Genomic DNA, 19338 nt, shown 5'->3' on the forward strand with positions numbered 1-19338 from the left:
TAAGATGTTTTAAATGTTAAAATTAACCCAAAATTTGAAAGCCGTTATCTAAAAATTTAAAAAGGAATCTATAGCAATGATAGATAAATAACTATTACTTTTGATGGTTTAAAATTGCATATGTCCAACCCCAACAAATTTTCATTTATAAACCCTAAAAAGTTTCCTTTTTTTTATGGATATGTTATTCTTTTTATTGGAAGCATTGGTGTTTTAGCAAGTGCTCCGGGACAAACCATAGGTATTTCTGTTTTCACAGACCCGGTAAAGGATGCCTTAGGACTTACCAGAAACCAATTTAGTAATGCCTACATGATAGGAACGCTTTTAAGTGCACTACTAGTTGCAAAAGCTGGCGTTTGGTTTGATACTTATGGTGCCAGATATGTCGCTTTTTTTGCAGCATTGCTTTTAGGGCTATCAGTTTTAATATGTTCTGTTTCTGTTGAGATTAGTGAGTATATAAAATCACTTTTAAATTTTGATTCTTGGTTAATACCTTTTCTGTTAATAACCGTTTTGTTTTTCTTCGTAAGGTTTAGCGGACAGGGTGTTTTAACTATGGCCTCTAGGAATATGATTATGATTTGGTTTAAAAAAAATAGAGGTAAAATAAATGCTATTAGTAGTATTACTGTGTCTCTTGGTTTTTCCAGTGCTCCGTTTTTTATAAACAAGCTTATAGACAATAATGGGTGGCAGGTGAGTTGGCAGATTATTGCCATTTGTCTGTTTATTTTTAGTCTGCTTATTTTACAACTATATAGAAATAAACCGGAAAATTTTAATATGCTACCAGACGGTGATACTAAAGGAAGTGATGACGTTAAGGTAGAAAATGTAGAAACCGATTTTACTTTAAAAGAAGCTAAAAAAACCAGAGCGTTTTGGATGTTTGGTTTTGCATTGGCCTTTAGTAGTTTTTTCTCAACAGGTTTTACATTTCATGTGGTGTCTATTTTTACAAGTCATGATTACCCAAAAAACCAGGCAATAGCAATTTTTATCCCCATTTCAATTATAGCCATATCTGTATCTACTTTATGCAATATTTTGAGTGATTACGTTCAACACAAAGTCTATTTATACCTTATGTTGCTTAGTGGTGTTTTAGCATCTTTAGGGCTTTTATTATTGTCTAATACCTTTGGGGTATATCTTATAATAATAGGGTTAGGGGCATATAGTGGCTTGTTTGCTGTTGTAAATGCAGTAACATGGCCACGGTTTTATGGTAGAAAATATTTGGGGTCTATAACAGGGAAAATCATGAGTTTTTTAGTGGTAGCCAGTGCTATTGCCCCCAGTTTGTTTAGTTATTCTTTTACAAGTTTAGGGTCTTATATTTATATAAGTTATATCGCATTAGCATTTTTATTGTTTTTAATTATTGGCTCTGTTAGGGTTAAAAACCCTCAATAATTAGTAGGATAAATTTATTTTATATATGCTAACATATAAATGAAAAAAACCCCATTTTGCTTTAGAAATTCAACCATAATTTTATAAGTTTGCCCTTACAAGATTAAATGCCTCAAAAAATTAAATGAAAAAGATTATTAAATTACAAAGTATAGGAATCATATTATTTTCTATGCTTTTTACGATGAGTTGTTCTGATGATAATAATAGCCCATCAACCTCAGTTCTTAATATAGAAGAAGCTAAACTTTTAGATTTTCCATTATTTGCAATAGAACCTACAGGAATAGAAATTGTACAACCTGAGATTGTAGATAATAAAGAAGTCACTTATGGAGAGATAAAAATTACGCTGCCAAGCACCATAACGTCTTTAGAGAATATAAGTGCATCTATTACCTCAAAAGAACTTAATTTAAGTAAGTTTAGTATTTCGCCCAGTAATAGTGTAAACTTATCTTTTGAAGATGGTAAAGTACATGTATTTACTATTAGTGCAGCTACAGGAGATCAAGAAGCATTATTGCATTACAATGTTAGTATTATTAAGGAAGTAGCACCTGTTCCTGAGACTTTAAAAATAACAGGATTTACATTCGAAAAAAGCAAAAACCCAAGCCTGCCCAACGATATTACAATTACAAAAACAGTTGAGGATGACGGTGGGATAGATAAAATATACCTTTTTGTGCCTTTAGGAACCGATTTTACAGATTTAGTACCAACCATTGCTTATGATGGCACAACGCTGTATTATACTCAAGAAAACAACTTAAATACTAATGTTGAATTCCCTACTGTAGATACCAGTTTTGATTTAAAATACCCAAAGCCTTTATACTTAACAGTTAAAGACAGGAATGGTGATAATGTTAGAACAACCAATGTAATTGTTGATGTTGTAAATCCTGTAAGAATAGAAACGGTATCTGTTACATCTCCAGATGCAACAGAAGGAACATCAGAATATTTTCCTGGTGTAACGAAATGGGTCAATCAGGGAAACCATAAAATTAATTTTCAAAAGGCCACAATTTATAAAGATATAAGTCCGGTTATTACACCAACAACGAATGTAATTACTGTAGATAGAGCATTGCCTAGTGGTGGGTTAATACCTGGAGAAAGTGCCAATGTAAATGTAAGGGTATCTCAATATTTTCCAGAAGGAACTTATAAAACAACAGCTGTTTTTTATACCAGAATATATCATGATTTTGATAGTGATGATTTGTTTGAACCAGTAGAAGTAACAGTAACTGCAAATATTATTAAATAATATTGCGAACTGCTTGTTGGTGATTTGTTATACTTAAAAATAATACTATATAAAAGGTAGACACTAATTTCACGAATTTTTCTGCCTACCGGCAGATTTCTAACCTGTATAGGTATTATGATAGACTGAAAGTCTGATTCGTGTTTATGCTAGGCATAGAGATTTCAAATACATTGAGGTTCTATTCGTGTAGATTTGTGCAATTCGTGGCTTAATTATCGTTTAATGCTCAGAGTTTAGTTTGCAGTCATAATACTTAAAAAAGATCTGGGTACACCGTAGCAGCTGACAAGCAGGAATAATTGTTTTTAAGAAATTATTTATTAGAAAAAAATCACATTTTTAATAAATAATCGGCAGCAGCAAAAGGAGTGGTTTGATTGGTTTCTATAAGTTGCAATTGATTTTCCAGTTCTTTTTTGATTTTTGGTGTATTAAAAAAATCTGACTTTAACTGTTCTTCAATAGTTTGAATGAGCCAAAATTTATTTTGCTCATTTCGCTTCTCGTAAAAGTAATTGTTTTTAGAAGTAATGGCTACGTAATCTAAGATCAATTCCCAGATAGCATCAATACCCTCATTTTTAAGGGCGCTACAAATGCTTACTTTAGGTTGCCAGTTAGATGATCTACCAGGGTAGAGGTGAAGTGCTCTGTTAAATTCTACTTTTGCAAGTTTGGCAGATTTCAAGTTATCACCATCGGCTTTATTAATGGCAATGGTGTCTGCCATTTCTATAATACCCCGTTTTATCCCTTGCAATTCGTCGCCAGCACCGGCTAATTTTAATAATAAAAAGAAATCGACCATGCTATGTACGGTGGTTTCACTTTGTCCAACGCCCACAGTTTCAATAATAATAACATCAAAACCAGCAGCTTCACATAAAATAATAGTTTCCCTGGTTTTTCTTGCAACACCTCCTAAAGAATCTCCAGAAGCAGATGGACGTATATATGCGTTATCATCTTTTACTAAATCTTCCATTCTGGTTTTATCACCTAAAATACTACCTTTTGTAAGTGTACTACTTGGATCTATAGCCAGAACAGCAATGCGTTTTCCTTTAGCTGTAAGATGTTTACCAAAGGTTTCAATAAACGTACTTTTTCCAACTCCAGGAACCCCAGTAATACCAATACGAATCGATTTATTAGCATGCGGTAAGCATGCTTTTATTATGGTATTTGCCTTTTTTAAATGTGCTGGATTTTTACTTTCAACTAAAGTGATAGCTCTGCTTAAAGCCGTTATGTCTTTATTTAAAATAGATGCTACTAAGCTATCTGTATTAATTTCAGATCGACGTTTTTCTTTAATAGATTTAATGGTAGATTGATTGGTGATTTCAGAAATTGAAACACCTTTTTTTTCTTTAAGTGCAGATTTTTTATTTTTTGTCATAGCTAGTCCCGCTTTTCGGGAAATAAACAAATGTTTGTCTAATTTACTATTTTATTTGAGAAAATAGATTACTGCAACTTAACACCGAACGCTGAATACTGAGAACTTACTTAAGCGGCACAGCAATTTTTACATCGTCCCAAGCCATGGTTAAAAACAAGTTATCGGTAGAATTATCGAAAGCAATAGTAAATTGTTCTACAGCTGATGGTAATTTTTGTACAGGAACCTCAATATTTAAAACATCATAGTTAGGATCCCACATAGGTTCCATATCAGAATTCACACCCCAAGGATATTGCTTGGAGTTAAAAAGAATGGTCCAAGTTGTATCTTTAGGTACAGTCCAAAGCGTGTATTTGCCCATAGGAAGTGGCATGCCTTGTACGTCGAGAGCTTGATTGGTTTCAAACGTGGTAGCCTCATTAGCACCTGTACGCCATACTTTATTAAAAGGAACTAAAGCCCCAAAAATCGCCCTGTCTTTTTTATAAGGCCTATTATAAAACACTTCAAGCTTTAAATCATTAAGCTTAAACTCTACTGTATCTTTAGGACTTAAGCGTTGTGAAAAAATATTTTCAACAAAAAACGAATATAAAAATAGCCCTAATGCTATGATAGATAATAGAAATAATATGCGTTTTAAAAAAGTGTTCATATAAGGAATATTAAGAGGTCATAAATATACTTCAAAAAGTAATAATTACTAATAAAGTAAACGCAGATTTTTTAAGTTTTCTTATGCGAACTCATTTAAATTTTTTTGATTGAAGCGAAAAATAGATGTTTTATTTCAAGATGATAGCTTTTTTGCACTACATAGCATTGTTACGTAGTAAGAAAAAGATAAAATATTGGAATAAAAAAACATTTTGCAGCCAATTGAAAAACTATAAATGAGTTCGTATCTTAAAAAAAAATATTTTTTTTGTCACACTGTATTTTTTTTACCGTCTTTAAAACGGACTAACTAAGAACCAAAAGTAGGATAAGCATGTTTCAGGTTGACATTATTGAACAATGTAAACAAAACAATCGCAAAGCACAATTACAGTTATACAACCAGTACTGTGATGGGATGTATATTGTTGCTAAACGATTTTTAAAAGATACTGCTGAGGCCGAAGATGTTGTACAAGAAGCTTTTATTAAAGCTTTTTCTAAATTACATCAATATAAAGCTGAAGTTACCTTTGGAGCTTGGTTAAAACGTATTGTTATTAATAAAAGTATCGACTTCTTAAAATCTAAAAAGCAACAACTTATTGCATTAGATGAGGTGCACCTAAAAGTGATCGATACAACACTTGATGACAAATGGTTAGTAGACGACGCAATGACATTAAATGATGTAAAAATTGCCATTAATAAATTACCGGATAAATATCAATATGTAGTGATGCTGTATTTAATTGAAGGATATGACCATCAGGAAATTTCTGAGATTTTAAGTATTTCTGAAGTCGCTTCGCGCGCTCAATTATCTAGAGGTAAAGCAAAATTACAAGAACTGTTAAAACTTAAAAAACATGGCACGAGATATTAGAGAGTTATTTAAAGATGATAAAATGTCGCATGAAACAATGCCTAAAAATCATCAAGAGCGGTTTCTTAAAAAATTAGATAAAGCTATGCCGTTGGCAACCAAACCTAAATTTAATAAGATACGTATAGCAGCAAGTGTTGTACTGTTTATAGGTTTAAGCTTTGGTGCTTTCAAGTATTTTCAACCAAAAGTTAATAAACCAACAGAGGTAGTGACGACTAAAACTGTTGAAACAAAAACTTTGGGAGATGTTTCTCCTGGACTTAAAAAAGTGGAAGATTATTATTTGGCGAGTATTAATTTAGAGTTATCTAAAATGAAATATACGCCCGAAACCAAAGATCTTTTTGATGGGTATTTATTGCAATTGGATGAGCTTGATAAAGAATACCAAAGGCTTTCTGTAGAATTAACAGAATCTGGACCTAGTGAGTTAACGGTAAATGCATTAATTGACAATTTAAAGTTTCGTTTAAATCTTTTGTATCGTTTAAGAGCGCAGTTAAAGGAGTTAAATACTTCGGATACTAGTGGTGAAGACGTAGAACAATCAATCTAAAAATCAAAAAATGAACAAGAGTATTATAAAAATAAAGCTATTAGCTTTAAGTTTTCTTATTACTGGAGGGCTCATGGCGCAGCAAAAATTAACTAAAGTATCTCAATCTATTAATGTAGATAAAGATGTGACAATAGATTTAAACACAAGTAATTGTAATATAGTATTTGATACATGGCATAAAGATATCATTGAAATTGAAGCTTATATTGAAGGTGATGGCTTAAGTAAAGAAGCATTAGAAAACGCATTGGAACATTGGGATGTAGATATAGATGCTTCGGGTAAACAAGTGAAAATTAGAACAAAAGGAACAGGAGCAACTGCTTGGACGTATAATCATGGACATGAAGATAATGCAGCTGTACATGCCGTTTTAGAAGAGTTAAAGTTTGAATTAGCAGATTTGCCGGAAATCATAATTGAAGAAGAAGACTTTGTAATACCAGATGTACCAGATATACTTGTAATACCAGAAATGCCGGAACTACCTGAATTACCGGAGTTGCCGGAAGGGATACATAATTTTCATTTTGATTATGAAGCCTACAAAAAAGATGGTGAGAAGTACTTAGAAGAGTATACCCAAAAATTTGAATCGAAATATGGCGATGAGTATGCTAAAAAAATGGAAGTATGGGCTAAAAGGTTTGATGGAGAGTGGGAAAAAAAGTACGAAAAGGAAATGGAAGTTTTGAGTAAACGATTTACAAAACAAATGGAAAGGCAAGCTGCACGTGTAGAAGCACAGGCAAAGCGATCTGAAGCACAAGCTGAGCGTATGGAAGCGATACACAAAAAGCGGGAAGAAATACTTAAAAGACGTGCAGAACAGCGCAAAAAGCATGCTAAGGAACGCGAGAAATTAGCAGGAGAAAGACGGGTTTTAATTAAGAAAATGGTAAATGGGGAATCACGTTCTAAGGTTAAAAAAACCATTAAAATTAAAATGCCAAAAAAAGCTAAGTTAAAGGTTAATGTAAGGCATGGTGAAATAGAATTCGCTGCAAATGTTGACGATTTAAAAGCTGAATTGTCGCATACAAAGTTTACAGCATATAGCATTAATGGAAGTTCTACTTCCGTTAATGCTTCTTATTCTCCGGTTTATGTAAATTATTGGAATTTAGGAGAATTAAATCTACGGTATACAGAAAACGTTGAACTAGCCCATGTAAAGCATATGGTTTTGAATTCAAATTCATCTAATACAACTATTAAACATTTATTAGGAAGCGCCATAATTGACGGTAATATTGGTGATTTAAAGATTTTAGATATTGATGATGCTTTTTCTAACTTAAATATTATCATTCAAAATAGTAATGCCGATATTTCACTTCCTAAAGTAGCTCATAATTTACAGTATAAAGGGAACCGCACACGTTTTAAACATCCTAACAAAACGACTGGTAATATTTCTACTTTTTCAACTGGTAATTTAAGTAGTGGAAAAAGCATTGTTATTAATGCTAAATATAGTAACGTGGCTATGAAGTAAGTTTACTTATAATTAAATTTTTACTTATAGTTAAATTAATTATAAGCTTCATTATTTTTTACCAATTATCTTCCAGAAATTAAGTTTTCTTCGTACAGTAAACCCTAATTTTTTATATAGTTGTATAGGTCCTAAATTTGTTTGATCTACGTGTAAAAACGGTATTTTATCTTTTTTAAAAATCCTTTCAACAGTGTGTGTTATAAGCTGTTTTGCATAGCCTTTACCAGTATAATCGGGGTGTGTTATTACAGCACTAATTTCAATAAAATTATTAGTTTGCATACGTTCACCGGTTACAGCAACCAGTTTTTGGTCTTTATAAATTCCATAATACGGCCCTAATTGGTTGGTTTTTGGTTTAAAATATTCGGGATACACCAGTTTTACCAAATCAATTAAATCATCATAATGAGTTTCTGTTAACTCAATAATTGTTTCTGTTATGGGGTAGTCTATCTTATTATATATAATCATTTGTAAACCTGTATATTCTATAGGTTCGTCATAATGTAATGGCATTTTAGGCTTTTCCCCAACAATAAAAAAATCTGTTATTAATTTACCATGTTTTTCTATAGCAATACTGGTATCCTCATTATTTATAAAGGCTCCAAATGGCCCGTAATCTGTATGAAAAAATTTCACATTACCATAATCGATACAGGCATTAAAATGAGTATCGGTTAAAGAAAACCAAACAGGATTATCTAATGCATCTTCTAAAATTGACATTAATAAAGAGTATTTAATTTTTTAATAACTTCATCTATAGGCGCCTTGTAATCAAACCATAAGGTACCTTCATTCTTTTTAAACCAAGTTAGTTGACGTTTTGCAAAGCGTCGTGTATTTTTTTTAATTTCAGAAATAGCAAAATCAAGCGACCATTCATCATTTAAGTAATTAAATAATTCTTTGTAGCCAACTGTATTTAAAGCGTTTAAGTCTTTAAAAGGAACCAAGCTTTTAACTTCATCTAATAAGCCTTCTTGCATCATTATGTCAACCCGTTTGTTAATACGGTTGTATATGGTTTCTCTTTCGGCAGTTAATCCAACAGTAATCGTTTTAAAGGAACGTTTTACATTTCCTTTCTTTAAAAATGAAGAATAGGGTTTACCTGTACCAATACAAATTTCTAAGGCACGAATAACACGGTGCGGATTATCTATGGCAATCGTGCTATAAGCTACCGTATCAAGCAGCTCTAATTGTTCTTGTAAATGTGTAAGTCCTTTGGTTTTTAAATCGGCATTAAGCCTCTCCCGTATGCTACTTGCAACTTCAGGAAAATCGTCTAAGCCTTTATTAACAGCATCAACATAGAGTCCAGAACCGCCAACCATTATAACAATATCATGGGTTTTAAAAAGGGTATCTAAAGTATTAATAGCATCTTTTTCAAAAGCACCAACATTGTAATGGTCTTTTATCGATTTATGATGAATAAAATGATGCTTCGCAGCAGCTAACTCTTCGGGTGTTGGCGCCGCAGTGCCAATTTGCATTTCTTTAAAAAATTGTCGCGAATCTGCCGATAGTATTTCGGTGTTAAAATGTTGAGCCAACTTAATACTTAAAGCAGTTTTACCAATTGCAGTTGGGCCTACTATAGAAATAAGCGTTTTATTCATCATGTAAATTATATCCGCATTTATAGCAAAATTCGGCATCATCTTTATGCTTTTCAGCCATACAGTTTACACAAGATTGGGAGTTTAGCGGTACGTTTTTATCCAGTTCTTTATCTGCTTTGTTTTGTGTGGCATACTCGGCAGATACAATCCCGGTAGGTACAGCTATAATACCGTATCCTAATATCATAACAATAGATGCTATAAATTGACCAAGTGGTGTTACAGGCGAAATATCTCCGTACCCAACCGTAGTAAGTGTTACAATACACCAATAAACGCTGGCTGGAATGCTTGTAAAACCGGCTTCGTCACCTTCAACCAAATACATAATGGTTCCTAGAATAATAGAAATTATAATGACAGTAAACAGGAAAACAGAAATTTTTACACGACTGGCTTTTAAAGCTTTAATTAACGTATAAGAGGCTCCCAAATAGCGGGCTAATTTTAAAATTCTAAAAACCCGTAACAAACGTAAGGCGCGTAAAGCAGCTAAAGCATGAACCCCTCCAAAGATTAGTGATATATATTTTGGAATGGTGGCTAATAAATCGACTATACCATAAAAGCTAATAATATATTTATAGGGCTTTTTTACAGTAACTATTCTGGCAATATATTCTAAGCTAAATAGTATGGTAATAACCCATTCTGATATGTTAAGAAAATCGTGATATTTAGTATCGAAAGTTTTAACACTCTCCAGCATCACCAAGATAATACTTGCTATAATAGTTACAAGTAAAATAATATCAAATAGCTTTCCTGCGGAAGTGTCGGCTTCATAAATAACGTCATGAAGTCTTATTTTCCAATGCTTTTTTTTTGGCTTATCCATGAATTCAAATGTAAGAAAGATAGATTACTTTTTCTTTAAAAGTATAAGTGAATTTGTTTGAATATTGACAATTTCGCTCATAAACTCTTTTAAATAAGGGTAATATTCCGGCTCATAAATAGCTTTATTGAATTTTATATTTAGTATAATACTAATAGTATTACCTAAAGTTTGAGATGAAAAAAGGATTGTGCCTGAGTTATTGGGTAAGGTTATCTGTTTGTCTTTAGGTGATTCTACTATGGTATAATTATCATCAAAATGAAGCTTAAATCCATAATAATAAGAGTCTTTGTAGCCAAAATCAATAGGATATGTTCTTTCTTGAAGTTTAAATGGGTTTTCATTAAAAAAGGTGACAAAAAAGGGGTTTAAATAAATATGGTCTCCTGTGTCTTCATAATTATAACCTATGTGATATGATTCTTTAAAGTCTTGACTTGTTGTGCCATCACTGGTTACTTCAAAATCTGAAATATCAATGTATGGATAGTTGTTTTCCAGTTTTTCAAGGTATGCCTGGTTGTTTTGATAGTATGATTTTTTATGATTAATGGCATGATATCCTGTTCGTTTTGATATGATGTTTCCTGAAATAGCTTCATCTTCATCAAGTTCTAATTTTACTTGATACATAACGTTTGAAGGCCTGGCAGGTTCTATATCTATCCATTCACTACCATTTTTAAAATCCATAAGTCTGCCATAATTATTTAGGCATCTAAATGGCAGATCACCAAAGCTTAAATATGGGTCTGTAGCATCTAAATTATAGGTTTTATCGTCTATGGTTGCCTGAACGATTATATAGTTAAAATCTGAAATAACCGGAAAAATTGTTGTTGCAAACCCATTATTCCTAGTCGATAACAACATAGGTTTTACAATAATGCCACATTCTTTTAATAAATTATGCAGTAAAATGTTTATTGAGGATACGTTTCCAGATTTGTTTTTAATTAAATCTTTAATAGAAACATCTTGAAATATTTTGTAATCCCCATTCCATATGTAGTTTTCCTGAACATACCTATAAACGGCGTTTGCTTTTTTTAATAAATCGGTTTCATTAATAATTTCAACAGGCAGTATATCTTCTATATTTATAGATTTTCTTAGCTGTTTACCTATATCTTTATCTGTTTTAAATTCTTTATCAACGGTTTTCCATGTTTTTGTATAATCATTTACTGTACCGTCAAAACCTTTAAATGTTTGTAATTCATACTCTATTCGTGCCAAATAATTACTTTCAGCAGTCATATAATCTTCTTCTATAAAAGCAGGTATATCTTTCATGGCATAAACACTATTGCCACAATCTGCACTGGCACCTCTACCACCTTCAAGGCAGTTCTTTTTTATTTCTGATGTATTTGTGATTAACTTTTTACCACCTACTAACTTAATATTATAGTACCAATTCCCTGGAATACTTGTTCTGTATTCGCTGTATAAAGTTGGGATATCACTTTGAAAATTCCATCCCTCATACTTAAACATAAAAGGAGAGATACGTGTATAGCTATAGGTTATTACAGAACCTTCTTTAATATTGGGCAAGGTAAATTTAACTAGGGTATGATTTTCATCGTATTTTTCTCTATAAATATCTTTTTCTTGTAGCTTAGTTTTAGTGACCTCACCATTTATCAAGTTATAAGTTGTTGCGACAATTTTCTTTACGTTTTCTTTTCTTTCTTTTTTATTATATAAATGAATGGAAACATTGGCTTTGTTAAAACCTTCTTTATTTAATATTTTTATTTTTCGTTTAATCTCGGTTCTTAAGCGATAGTCATTTTTATCAACATAACTATTTCCGAGTTCATATATTATTAAAGCATTAGCTGTAGAATCTTTTTTAAAACTATTAGTTTCAATATCACTTAAATTAACTCTGTACGATTCAGAATTAAAATCTGATTGTGAAAAAATCATTTGATTAAGGAGAAGTAAAAAAAACAGGGTAATTTGTTTCATGTTTAATCCAATATAATTTGTTTTACTTTTTTGTTTTTACGTAAGTAACTTTGAATAATATGCTGAGTATCTCTATTGTTGTTCATGGGGGTAATAATAGACTCTAAAATCTCAATATTATTTATTTGATAGTTAAGATTAAAGAACCCTAAGCCTTTAAATACACCATTTTCTATTAGTATGGCACTACGTTCATCTACATCGCGACCCTTATCTATAAGCACCATGTTTTTGTTGGAATAACAGTTTTTAGACAATAATAATTCTACTCTTTTATTATAAGACTCTGTAGGTTCTTTTTGTACACAAGCTCCTTTACACGTTTTTATATCGTAATTAAAGCAACTGTTATTTGTTTTATATATACCTGTTAGCTTTTGGCATAAGCTATATTCCTCAATAGCTTTAATTATAAAATTTTTACCACTATGTCTATTACTAAAAGTGGTAATTGGTTTTTTACGCATGTCGGCAATATCAATTTTTAAATTAATATAATCGTTTTCGTCTTTAAAACTATATAAAGCATGAGTAAAAATTGTTCGACGTAATGCCCTGTTAAGTATAGGCTTAATACGTTTTATTTCTTCACTTTCTTTTAAAAGAGCTACTAGCTCACTCCCTGTGGCTTCGTAAGTTACAGAGGCAACCTGTGCTTGTATTTTTTTTGATTTTGGATTTGTGTTTGTAAAATGCTGATTGATACGTTTTTTTATATTATTGCTTTTTCCAATATATATAATATCGCCGTTCGCTTTATGTATATAGTAAACACCTGTAATGGCAGGTAATTCTTTTATAATATCTATATGCTTTGGTTCTAATTGGTGTTTCGGATTTAACCGTACAGATTTTTGAATTATACTTTTAGACGTGTCTTTATCTAAAAGCATTTTAAACAGTTTGACTGTTGCTAATGCATCTCCAGAGGCTCGATGTCTATCTGTAACAGGAATACCAAGAGATCTGACTAATTTACCTAAGCTATAGGAAGGTTGACCGGGAATTAAATTTTTTGAAAGCTCGACAGTACAAAGTGATTTTCTTTCAAAATCGAACCCTAAACGGTTAAATTCTGTTTTTAAAATGCGATAATCGAACTGGGCGTTGTGGGCTACCAAAATACAATTATCAGTGATTTCTACGATACGTTTGGCAACCTCATAGAATTTTGGTGCATGGCGCAACATATTACTGTTTATACCTGTTAGGTTTACTACAAAAGGCTGTATTTCACGTTCTGGATTAACAAGGCTTATAAATTGATCGACTACTTCATGACCATTATGTTTATAGATTGCAATTTCTGTAATGCCCTCTTCATTATACTTACCTCCAGTAGTTTCTATGTCTAATATTGCGTACAAAAAATATTTATGCGTTTATTTTTGTTTAAACATGTTTATTTATAATTTCTTGCTCCAAATATACTACTTCCCACACGAACCATAGTACTCCCACAATTAATGGCTAATTGATAATCGCCACTCATACCCATACTAATAGTATTTAATTGGTAGTTGTGGGTGTTTATCAGCTTTAAATTTTCAAAAGTACTTTTTAAGTAATCGAATTCTTTTTTTACTTGATTTTCGTCATTGGTAAATGTCGCCATGCCCATGAGTCCGACTATCTTAATATTTTTTAATTCTGAAAATGTATCTGATTTTATAACTTCTGAAGCCTCATCTGGTGTCATTCCAAATTTAGAATCCTCTGTTGCTATTTTTATTTGAAGTAAACAATCAATAACTCTGCCATGTTTTATAGCTTGTTTATTTATTTCTTTTAATAGCTTAAAATTATCTACACCATGAATTAAATGTACAAAAGAGGCCATATATTTTACTTTATTGCTTTGTACGTGTCCAATCATGTGCCATTCAATATCTTTGGGCATGTTTTCATACTTATTCACCATTTCCTGAATCTTGTTCTCTCCAAAAATACGTTGCCCTGCATTATAAGCTTCCATTAAATCGCTTACAGGTTTTGTTTTCGAAACAGCAACGAGTGTTACGTGCTCTGGCAATAATGACTTTATCTTTTTAAGGTTTTGTTGTATACTCATTATTAAATGAAATTTGTCATAATAATTACATTATGGTTTCTTTTGATGAGATTCCTGCTTTACTGAAACAAGTTTAGCATATGTCGTAGGAACTAGAATTCATAAATAGCAACACCACTTCGTAACTTTGGTTCTATAAAAGTACTTTTTGGGGGCATGGTTAAATGATTGTCTGCAATGGCTTTCATTTCTTCAATAGTAATAGGAACCAGGCCAAATCCTACTTTAAATATACCACTATCTACTTTGCTTTTTATAGTAACTAAATCATTCTTACCATGTGAGTAATCGATTCGTGTATCGTTACGTAAATCTGAAACTCCTAAAATAGGCTCTAAAATGGTTTTGTAAAGAATTTGAGTATCTAAAGCATCTAAAGCGTTGTTAAATGTATAATTACTTTTTCTTAAATACAAAGAATAAAACTCACCATCCAGATACATACTAAAATGGTGTTTTTTATTTGGTTTATATAATTCGTTACCTCTATTTTCTATACGATATAATCTATCCAACTGTATCAAAAAAGCTTCTTTGGTTAATCCATTTAAATCTTTAACAAGCCTGTTAAACTCATGGATTTTTAAGTCAGATTCTGGAATTAGATAGGCCATGAAATAATTATAAGCCTCGTTTCCTGTATGCTGTTTGTTTTCAGATTTTAAATCTTCTGAAAGCAAATAAGAAGAAGCAGATCGATGGTGCCCATCTGCAATGTATGTCGTATCTATATCTTCAAATTCTTTTTGGATGGTTTTTATAGACGTTTCATTATCGATAACCCATAAATAGTGTGTGTCTCTAAAGTGCGTTGTAAATTCGTATTCTGCACGTTCTTTTTGAACTTCGGAGATAATACTATTTATTGTACTGTTACCCGAATAGGTTAGGAGCACAGGTTCTGCATTGAAGCCAACCGTTTTTAAATAGTCTTTAAAAATATTTTCACGATATTCTATGGTGTCTTCATGTTTTTTAATAACATCGTTTTTGTAATCTTCTGCACTAGCAGCAGCTACTATACCAGAAAACATATTACCATCTCGATTAACAACTTTGTAGGCATAGTAACAAGGTGTTTCGTCTTGAATAAAAATATGATCTTCTTTAAATTCTAAATACCGATTTTTAACCAAGTTGTAACGTTCTTTTCCGGTAATATCTTTATGATATTTGTAACCCGGATTTACTATGTGCAAAAATGAAAACGGATTATAATCTAAACGAGCTTCCAGTTCTGCTTGAGTATAACTTTGGTAAGAACGAGACGCCACTAGGCTTACTTTGTCTCGAGTTGGTCTTACAGCTTTGAATGGAATTATTTTAGCCATGTTTTAGTATTCAGTGTTCAGTAAGCAGTGTTCGATTATAGGTAAACAGCCAATTAACTACTTAGATCCAAATTTTTCAGGGTTTTGAATCATATAGTTGATTAACTTTCCAATTTCGTTACTTTTACTCATAAGTTCGCTGAAGGTTTCTTTTGAAATATATTCACAATAAAGAGAAAACTCTAACCATGTTTGGGTTTCTGAATTTTCTGCATCACTATCCATTAATTTACTTATAAAATGCTTAGGGTATAGTCTTTTGCGATACGCTTCCGAAATATTAGCAGAAACACTTCGGGAAGATCTTCTAACCTGATCTGTAAGCGAATATGTTTCTTCTTTAGGAAACGATTTAGATAAATGAAAAACATTCATTGCTAAATCAAACGATTTTCTATAAGCTAATAAATCCTGAAATTTCATTAAAAAATTTTACATTTACTGACCACTGACCACTGACCACTGACCACTGCGACTATATTACTTCAAAAATTGCGAAGCAATTTTCTCCGCTTTCCTACTCTCGGAATAATCATAAAAACCTTCACCAGATTTCACGCCTAGTTTACCAGCTCTAACCATATTCACCAATAATGGGCAAGGAGCGTATTTAGGGTTTTTAAATCCGTCGTACATCACGTGAAGTATAGACAAGCAGACATCTAAACCAATAAAATCTGCTAATTGTAATGGTCCCATAGGATGTGCCATACCTAATTTCATAACCGTATCAATTTCATTAACTCCTGCCACGCCATTGTATAATGTTTCAATGGATTCGTTAATCATAGGCATTAAAATACGATTTGCCACAAATCCAGGGTAGTCGTTAACTTCAACAGGGATTTTACCTAAAGTTTTAGACATATCCATGATGCGTTTAGTTACATCGTCACTGGTATTATAGCCACGAATAATTTCGACCAATTTCATAATAGGTACCGGATTCATAAAATGCATCCCTATCACTTTATCGGGTCTGGATGTTACGGCAGCTATTTGCGTAATTGATATCGAAGATGTATTTGTAGCTAAAATGGTGTCTTTAGAGCAGGTGTCGTCTAATTGCCTGAAGATATTTAGCTTTAAATCCACGTTTTCGGTGGCCGCTTCAACCACTAAATCGGCAGATGCAATACCTTCCGAAATATCGGTAAACGCTGTAATGTTTGATAATGTCTTGGTTTTATCGGCTTCAGAAATTTTTTCTTTGATTACCATTCTGTCCAGATTTTTGGTAATGGTTTCTAAGCCTTTTTTGAGTGACGTTTCACTTATATCTATAAGTTGAACCTTAAAACCACTTTGTGCAAAAGTATGAGCGATACCATTCCCCATGGTACCTGCTCCTATAACAGCAATGTTTTTCATGTAAATATTTTTAAAAACAATTTATTATTTGAGTTGCTACTCTTAGTGCTTCTGTACCGTCATGAAGCGTTACAATTGGGGGAGTATTATTATTTATGGCATCAGCAAACGTTTCTAATTCGTCAAGAATAGCGTTGTTTTCTAATATATTGGGATTATCAAAATAGATTTGTTTTTTTACGCCTTCGGCATTTTGAAGTATCATGTCAAAATCTCCGGGTTGTTCCGGTGCATTTTTCATTTTAACGACTTCGCATTTTTTTTCTAGGAAATCTACAGAGATATAAGCGTCTTTTTGAAAGAAACGCGTTTTACGCATTTTCTTTAAAGATATTCTACTAGCAGTTAAATTGGCTACGCAGCCATTTTCAAATTCAATTCGGGCATTTGCAATATCTGGTGTATCACTAATCACTGAAACACCACTGGCTGACACATTTTTAACTTTAGAACCTACTAGGCTTAAAATAATATCGATATCGTGAATCATCAAATCTAAGACAACTGGTACATCGGTTCCTCTGGGATTAAATTCTGCTAGACGATGTGATTCGATGAACATGGGAGATTTTATATCGCCTTTTACAGCAATAAAAGCAGGATTGAAACGCTCTACATGGCCTACTTGTCCTCTAAGGTTATGTTCTGCCAGTAGCTCTCTAATATGTTCTGCTTCTTCTACGGTGTTTGTTATTGGCTTTTCAATAAATATATGTTTACCCTTAGATATGGCCTGTTTTGCACAGTCGTAATGTGAGAGTGTGGGGGTAACAATATCTACTACATCAACAGCATCAATAAGTGCTTCTATGGAATTGAAAAATTTATAGCCAAATTCTGTTTCTACTTTGTTTGCGTTCGTTTCATCAGCATCATAAAAGCCTACAAGATCATATTTTTCAGACTGATTAAGGAGTCTTAAATGAATTTTACCCAAGTGACCAGCACCAAGTACACCAATTTTAAGCATATATTTTACGTTTTCCACAAAAATAAGATATTTACAACACGAATTTGATTATTTACAGCTAATTTTTTAGCTTATTCAATGTCGAAAATAAATTTTGCTTATTTTGTTTTCATCTTGCAAATGTTTAACTAATTTTAGCGTTATAAACTTCCCTAACATTGAAAGACACTTTTAAGCATAAAGGTTTACGCCAACAACTGGTTAACATTTTAAAGGCCAAAGGAATAACAGATGAAAATGTTTTAAACGCTATAAGTAAAATACCCAGACATCTATTTATGGATTCTGGTTTTTTAGACCATGCCTATCAAGATAAAGCATTTCCTATTGCTGCCGATCAAACTATTTCGCAGCCCTACACGGTAGCTTTTCAAAGTGAATTGATGAAAGTTAAAAAAGGGGATAAAGTTTTAGAAATAGGTACAGGAAGTGGTTACCAAACGGCTGTTTTGTGTGAATTAGGTGCTAAGGTTTACAGTATTGAGCGTCAACAGGAATTGTTTAAAAAAACCAGTAAATTTTTACCTAAACTAGGCTATCGTGCTAAGAAACTCATTTTTGGAGATGGTTATAAAGGCTTGGTTGATGATGCGCCATTTGATAGTATTATTGTTACTGCGGGTGCTCCTTTTGTACCAAAACCTTTATTGAGTCAGTTAAAACCAGAAGGAAGGCTTGTAATTCCTGTGGGTGAAGATGTGCAAATTATGACACTATTAATTAGAAAAGGTCTTAAAGAATTTGAACAGCATGAGTTTGGTGAATTTCGCTTTGTGCCTTTGTTGGAGGATAAGAATTAGCCAAAAAATTAGAAAGTTCAATTATTCGTTTTATAATTCCCCAATGTTTTTAAGGCCTGAACCATATGTCTTTCGTTATGATAAATAACAACTCTAAAGGTATCTCCTAGTTTAAGTTTGATTAGTTTAGTAATACTAATGCTTGTTTTTGTTTTGTTTAAACTTACGTTTCTTGCTTTGTCTAAGAGTTCAAGCATTTTTTCTTGTTGTATTAAAAAACGTTCTAAAGTAGTTTTGTCGAGTTTACTACCATTTGGGTTTTTATCCTTAAACGTTTTCATTTTGTTAAGCTTTTCTTTAGGCATCATACTTTTAGCAAAGTAGTTACCTAAAGCACCCGATTTAAAATAATATTCGGGTTTGAATGTGCTTTTAATAATCCGTTGTTCTATTTCTGGTAGATAATAGTCGCTGTATAAGTTTAAGTGTTCAATACACTCTAAGGCACTCCAAGTATCTTTATTGGCTTTCCAATTAAGCTCATCAATTACTTTTAGGTTTAATGCTTCAACTTGATTAATGTTTTGCCTTGTTTTTTCTATTAATTCTGAAATTAATGCTTCTGATGTTACCTTCATAATATTTTTTTACAAAGATTTTAATTAAAACCAATATAAAC

Annotated in this window: 19 protein-coding genes; 6 read left to right on the forward strand and 13 right to left on the reverse strand. The window is 32.1% G+C overall.

From position 1 onward, the window contains the following. Nucleotides 1-120 precede the first annotated feature (120 nt). Nucleotides 121-1422: an MFS transporter gene (locus Q4Q35_RS03345; protein ID WP_303276514.1), complete on the forward strand. Its 1302-nt coding sequence runs from the start codon at nt 121-123 to the stop codon at nt 1420-1422. A 124-nt stretch (nt 1423-1546) separates the two neighbouring features. Then, the gene (locus Q4Q35_RS03350) at nt 1547-2701 is read left to right on the forward strand and encodes a hypothetical protein (protein WP_303276515.1); all 1155 of its coding nucleotides are present in this window, start codon (nt 1547-1549) and stop codon (nt 2699-2701) included. 334 nt (nt 2702-3035) lie between these two features. Here Q4Q35_RS03350 and meaB read toward each other — a convergent pair whose 3' ends face one another. Continuing rightward, complete coding sequence (meaB, locus tag Q4Q35_RS03355) at nt 3036-4106, reverse strand: methylmalonyl Co-A mutase-associated GTPase MeaB (protein WP_303276516.1); 1071 nt, start codon at nt 4104-4106, stop codon at nt 3036-3038. A gap of 106 nt (nt 4107-4212) precedes the next feature. After that, nucleotides 4213-4767, reverse strand: a complete 555-nt coding sequence (locus Q4Q35_RS03360) for a DUF2911 domain-containing protein (RefSeq protein WP_303276517.1) — start codon at nt 4765-4767, stop codon at nt 4213-4215. A 336-nt stretch (nt 4768-5103) separates the two neighbouring features. Here Q4Q35_RS03360 and Q4Q35_RS03365 point away from each other — a divergent pair, with 336 nt between their 5' ends. Genes Q4Q35_RS03365 through Q4Q35_RS03375 form a run of 3 tightly spaced genes read left to right on the forward strand, consistent with a single transcriptional unit; the run spans nt 5104 to nt 7715 of the window. Beyond that, nucleotides 5104-5655: an RNA polymerase sigma factor gene (locus tag Q4Q35_RS03365; RefSeq protein ID WP_303276518.1), complete on the forward strand. Its 552-nt coding sequence runs from the start codon at nt 5104-5106 to the stop codon at nt 5653-5655. Further along, nucleotides 5639-6214 (forward strand): hypothetical protein, encoded by a 576-nt coding sequence (locus Q4Q35_RS03370; RefSeq protein ID WP_303276520.1) that lies wholly within the window; start codon nt 5639-5641, stop codon nt 6212-6214. The genes Q4Q35_RS03365 and Q4Q35_RS03370 overlap by 17 nt, the downstream gene beginning before the upstream one ends. 10 nt (nt 6215-6224) lie before the next feature. Continuing rightward, a complete protein-coding gene (locus tag Q4Q35_RS03375; protein WP_303276521.1) occupies nt 6225-7715 on the forward strand; it encodes a hypothetical protein in 1491 nt (496 codons plus the stop codon). Nucleotides 7716-7766: 51 nt separating this feature from the next. On the opposite strand, the gene Q4Q35_RS03380 is transcribed toward Q4Q35_RS03375, so the two are convergent. From Q4Q35_RS03380 to Q4Q35_RS03425, 10 genes are all read right to left on the reverse strand, one after another. Next, nucleotides 7767-8450 carry a GNAT family N-acetyltransferase gene (locus Q4Q35_RS03380; RefSeq protein ID WP_303276522.1) on the reverse strand — a complete coding sequence of 228 codons (684 nt, stop codon included), beginning with the start codon at nt 8448-8450 and terminating at the stop codon, nt 7767-7769. After that, nucleotides 8450-9394, reverse strand: a complete 945-nt coding sequence (gene miaA / locus Q4Q35_RS03385; RefSeq protein WP_303276523.1) for a tRNA (adenosine(37)-N6)-dimethylallyltransferase MiaA — start codon at nt 9392-9394, stop codon at nt 8450-8452. The genes Q4Q35_RS03380 and miaA overlap by 1 nt, the downstream gene beginning before the upstream one ends. Further along, on the reverse strand, nt 9345-10193 hold the full coding sequence (locus tag Q4Q35_RS03390; RefSeq protein ID WP_303276524.1) for an ion transporter: 849 nt from the start codon (nt 10191-10193) through the stop codon (nt 9345-9347). Before Q4Q35_RS03390 ends, miaA begins: the two co-directional genes overlap by 50 nt. A 24-nt stretch (nt 10194-10217) precedes the next feature. Beyond that, nucleotides 10218-12176, reverse strand: a complete 1959-nt coding sequence (locus Q4Q35_RS03395; protein WP_303276525.1) for a DUF3858 domain-containing protein — start codon at nt 12174-12176, stop codon at nt 10218-10220. A 2-nt stretch (nt 12177-12178) separates the two neighbouring features. Then, the gene (locus Q4Q35_RS03400; protein WP_303276526.1) at nt 12179-13543 is read right to left on the reverse strand and encodes an exonuclease domain-containing protein; all 1365 of its coding nucleotides are present in this window, start codon (nt 13541-13543) and stop codon (nt 12179-12181) included. 35 nt (nt 13544-13578) lie between these two features. Beyond that, the gene (locus tag Q4Q35_RS03405) at nt 13579-14247 is read right to left on the reverse strand and encodes a YggS family pyridoxal phosphate-dependent enzyme (RefSeq protein ID WP_303276527.1); all 669 of its coding nucleotides are present in this window, start codon (nt 14245-14247) and stop codon (nt 13579-13581) included. A gap of 92 nt (nt 14248-14339) precedes the next feature. Continuing rightward, nucleotides 14340-15578: a DUF1015 domain-containing protein gene (locus Q4Q35_RS03410; protein ID WP_303276528.1), complete on the reverse strand. Its 1239-nt coding sequence runs from the start codon at nt 15576-15578 to the stop codon at nt 14340-14342. A gap of 57 nt (nt 15579-15635) precedes the next feature. Continuing rightward, on the reverse strand, nt 15636-16001 hold the full coding sequence (locus Q4Q35_RS03415; protein ID WP_303276529.1) for a four helix bundle protein: 366 nt from the start codon (nt 15999-16001) through the stop codon (nt 15636-15638). A gap of 57 nt (nt 16002-16058) precedes the next feature. Next, nucleotides 16059-16949, reverse strand: coding sequence for a 3-hydroxybutyryl-CoA dehydrogenase (locus tag Q4Q35_RS03420; protein ID WP_303276530.1), 891 nt, complete (start codon nt 16947-16949; stop codon nt 16059-16061). 10 nt (nt 16950-16959) lie between these two features. After that, nucleotides 16960-17919 carry a Gfo/Idh/MocA family protein gene (locus tag Q4Q35_RS03425; RefSeq protein ID WP_303276565.1) on the reverse strand — a complete coding sequence of 320 codons (960 nt, stop codon included), beginning with the start codon at nt 17917-17919 and terminating at the stop codon, nt 16960-16962. A gap of 158 nt (nt 17920-18077) precedes the next feature. On the opposite strand from Q4Q35_RS03425, the gene Q4Q35_RS03430 reads away from it, so the two are divergent. Next, complete coding sequence (locus Q4Q35_RS03430) at nt 18078-18719, forward strand: protein-L-isoaspartate(D-aspartate) O-methyltransferase (protein ID WP_303276531.1); 642 nt, start codon at nt 18078-18080, stop codon at nt 18717-18719. Between the two features lie 17 nt (nt 18720-18736). Here Q4Q35_RS03430 and Q4Q35_RS03435 read toward each other — a convergent pair whose 3' ends face one another. Next, nucleotides 18737-19297: a DinB family protein gene (locus Q4Q35_RS03435; protein WP_303276532.1), complete on the reverse strand. Its 561-nt coding sequence runs from the start codon at nt 19295-19297 to the stop codon at nt 18737-18739. Nucleotides 19298-19338 lie beyond the last annotated feature (41 nt).

Source organism: Flavivirga aquimarina (assembly GCF_030540835.1).
GTDB classification, from domain to species: Bacteria; Bacteroidota; Bacteroidia; order Flavobacteriales; family Flavobacteriaceae; genus Flavivirga; species Flavivirga aquimarina.

Coding starts and splice junctions, on each gene's coding strand:
- Q4Q35_RS03390 (WP_303276524.1), bottom strand. CDS start 10,193: ATGGATAAGCCAAAAAAAAAGCATTGGAAAATAAGACTTCATGACGTT.
- Q4Q35_RS03405 (WP_303276527.1), bottom strand. CDS start 14,247: ATGAGTATACAACAAAACCTTAAAAAGATAAAGTCATTATTGCCAGAG.
- Q4Q35_RS03370 (WP_303276520.1), top strand. CDS start 5,639: ATGGCACGAGATATTAGAGAGTTATTTAAAGATGATAAAATGTCGCAT.
- Q4Q35_RS03410 (WP_303276528.1), bottom strand. CDS start 15,578: ATGGCTAAAATAATTCCATTCAAAGCTGTAAGACCAACTCGAGACAAA.
- Q4Q35_RS03435 (WP_303276532.1), bottom strand. CDS start 19,297: ATGAAGGTAACATCAGAAGCATTAATTTCAGAATTAATAGAAAAAACA.
- Q4Q35_RS03345 (WP_303276514.1), top strand. CDS start 121: ATGTCCAACCCCAACAAATTTTCATTTATAAACCCTAAAAAGTTTCCT.
- Q4Q35_RS03360 (WP_303276517.1), bottom strand. CDS start 4,767: ATGAACACTTTTTTAAAACGCATATTATTTCTATTATCTATCATAGCA.
- Q4Q35_RS03380 (WP_303276522.1), bottom strand. CDS start 8,450: ATGTCAATTTTAGAAGATGCATTAGATAATCCTGTTTGGTTTTCTTTA.
- Q4Q35_RS03350 (WP_303276515.1), top strand. CDS start 1,547: ATGAAAAAGATTATTAAATTACAAAGTATAGGAATCATATTATTTTCT.
- Q4Q35_RS03375 (WP_303276521.1), top strand. CDS start 6,225: ATGAACAAGAGTATTATAAAAATAAAGCTATTAGCTTTAAGTTTTCTT.
- Q4Q35_RS03395 (WP_303276525.1), bottom strand. CDS start 12,176: ATGAAACAAATTACCCTGTTTTTTTTACTTCTCCTTAATCAAATGATT.
- Q4Q35_RS03415 (WP_303276529.1), bottom strand. CDS start 16,001: ATGAAATTTCAGGATTTATTAGCTTATAGAAAATCGTTTGATTTAGCA.
- meaB (WP_303276516.1), bottom strand. CDS start 4,106: ATGACAAAAAATAAAAAATCTGCACTTAAAGAAAAAAAAGGTGTTTCA.
- Q4Q35_RS03420 (WP_303276530.1), bottom strand. CDS start 16,949: ATGAAAAACATTGCTGTTATAGGAGCAGGTACCATGGGGAATGGTATC.
- Q4Q35_RS03365 (WP_303276518.1), top strand. CDS start 5,104: ATGTTTCAGGTTGACATTATTGAACAATGTAAACAAAACAATCGCAAA.
- Q4Q35_RS03425 (WP_303276565.1), bottom strand. CDS start 17,919: ATGCTTAAAATTGGTGTACTTGGTGCTGGTCACTTGGGTAAAATTCAT.
- miaA (WP_303276523.1), bottom strand. CDS start 9,394: ATGATGCCGAATTTTGCTATAAATGCGGATATAATTTACATGATGAAT.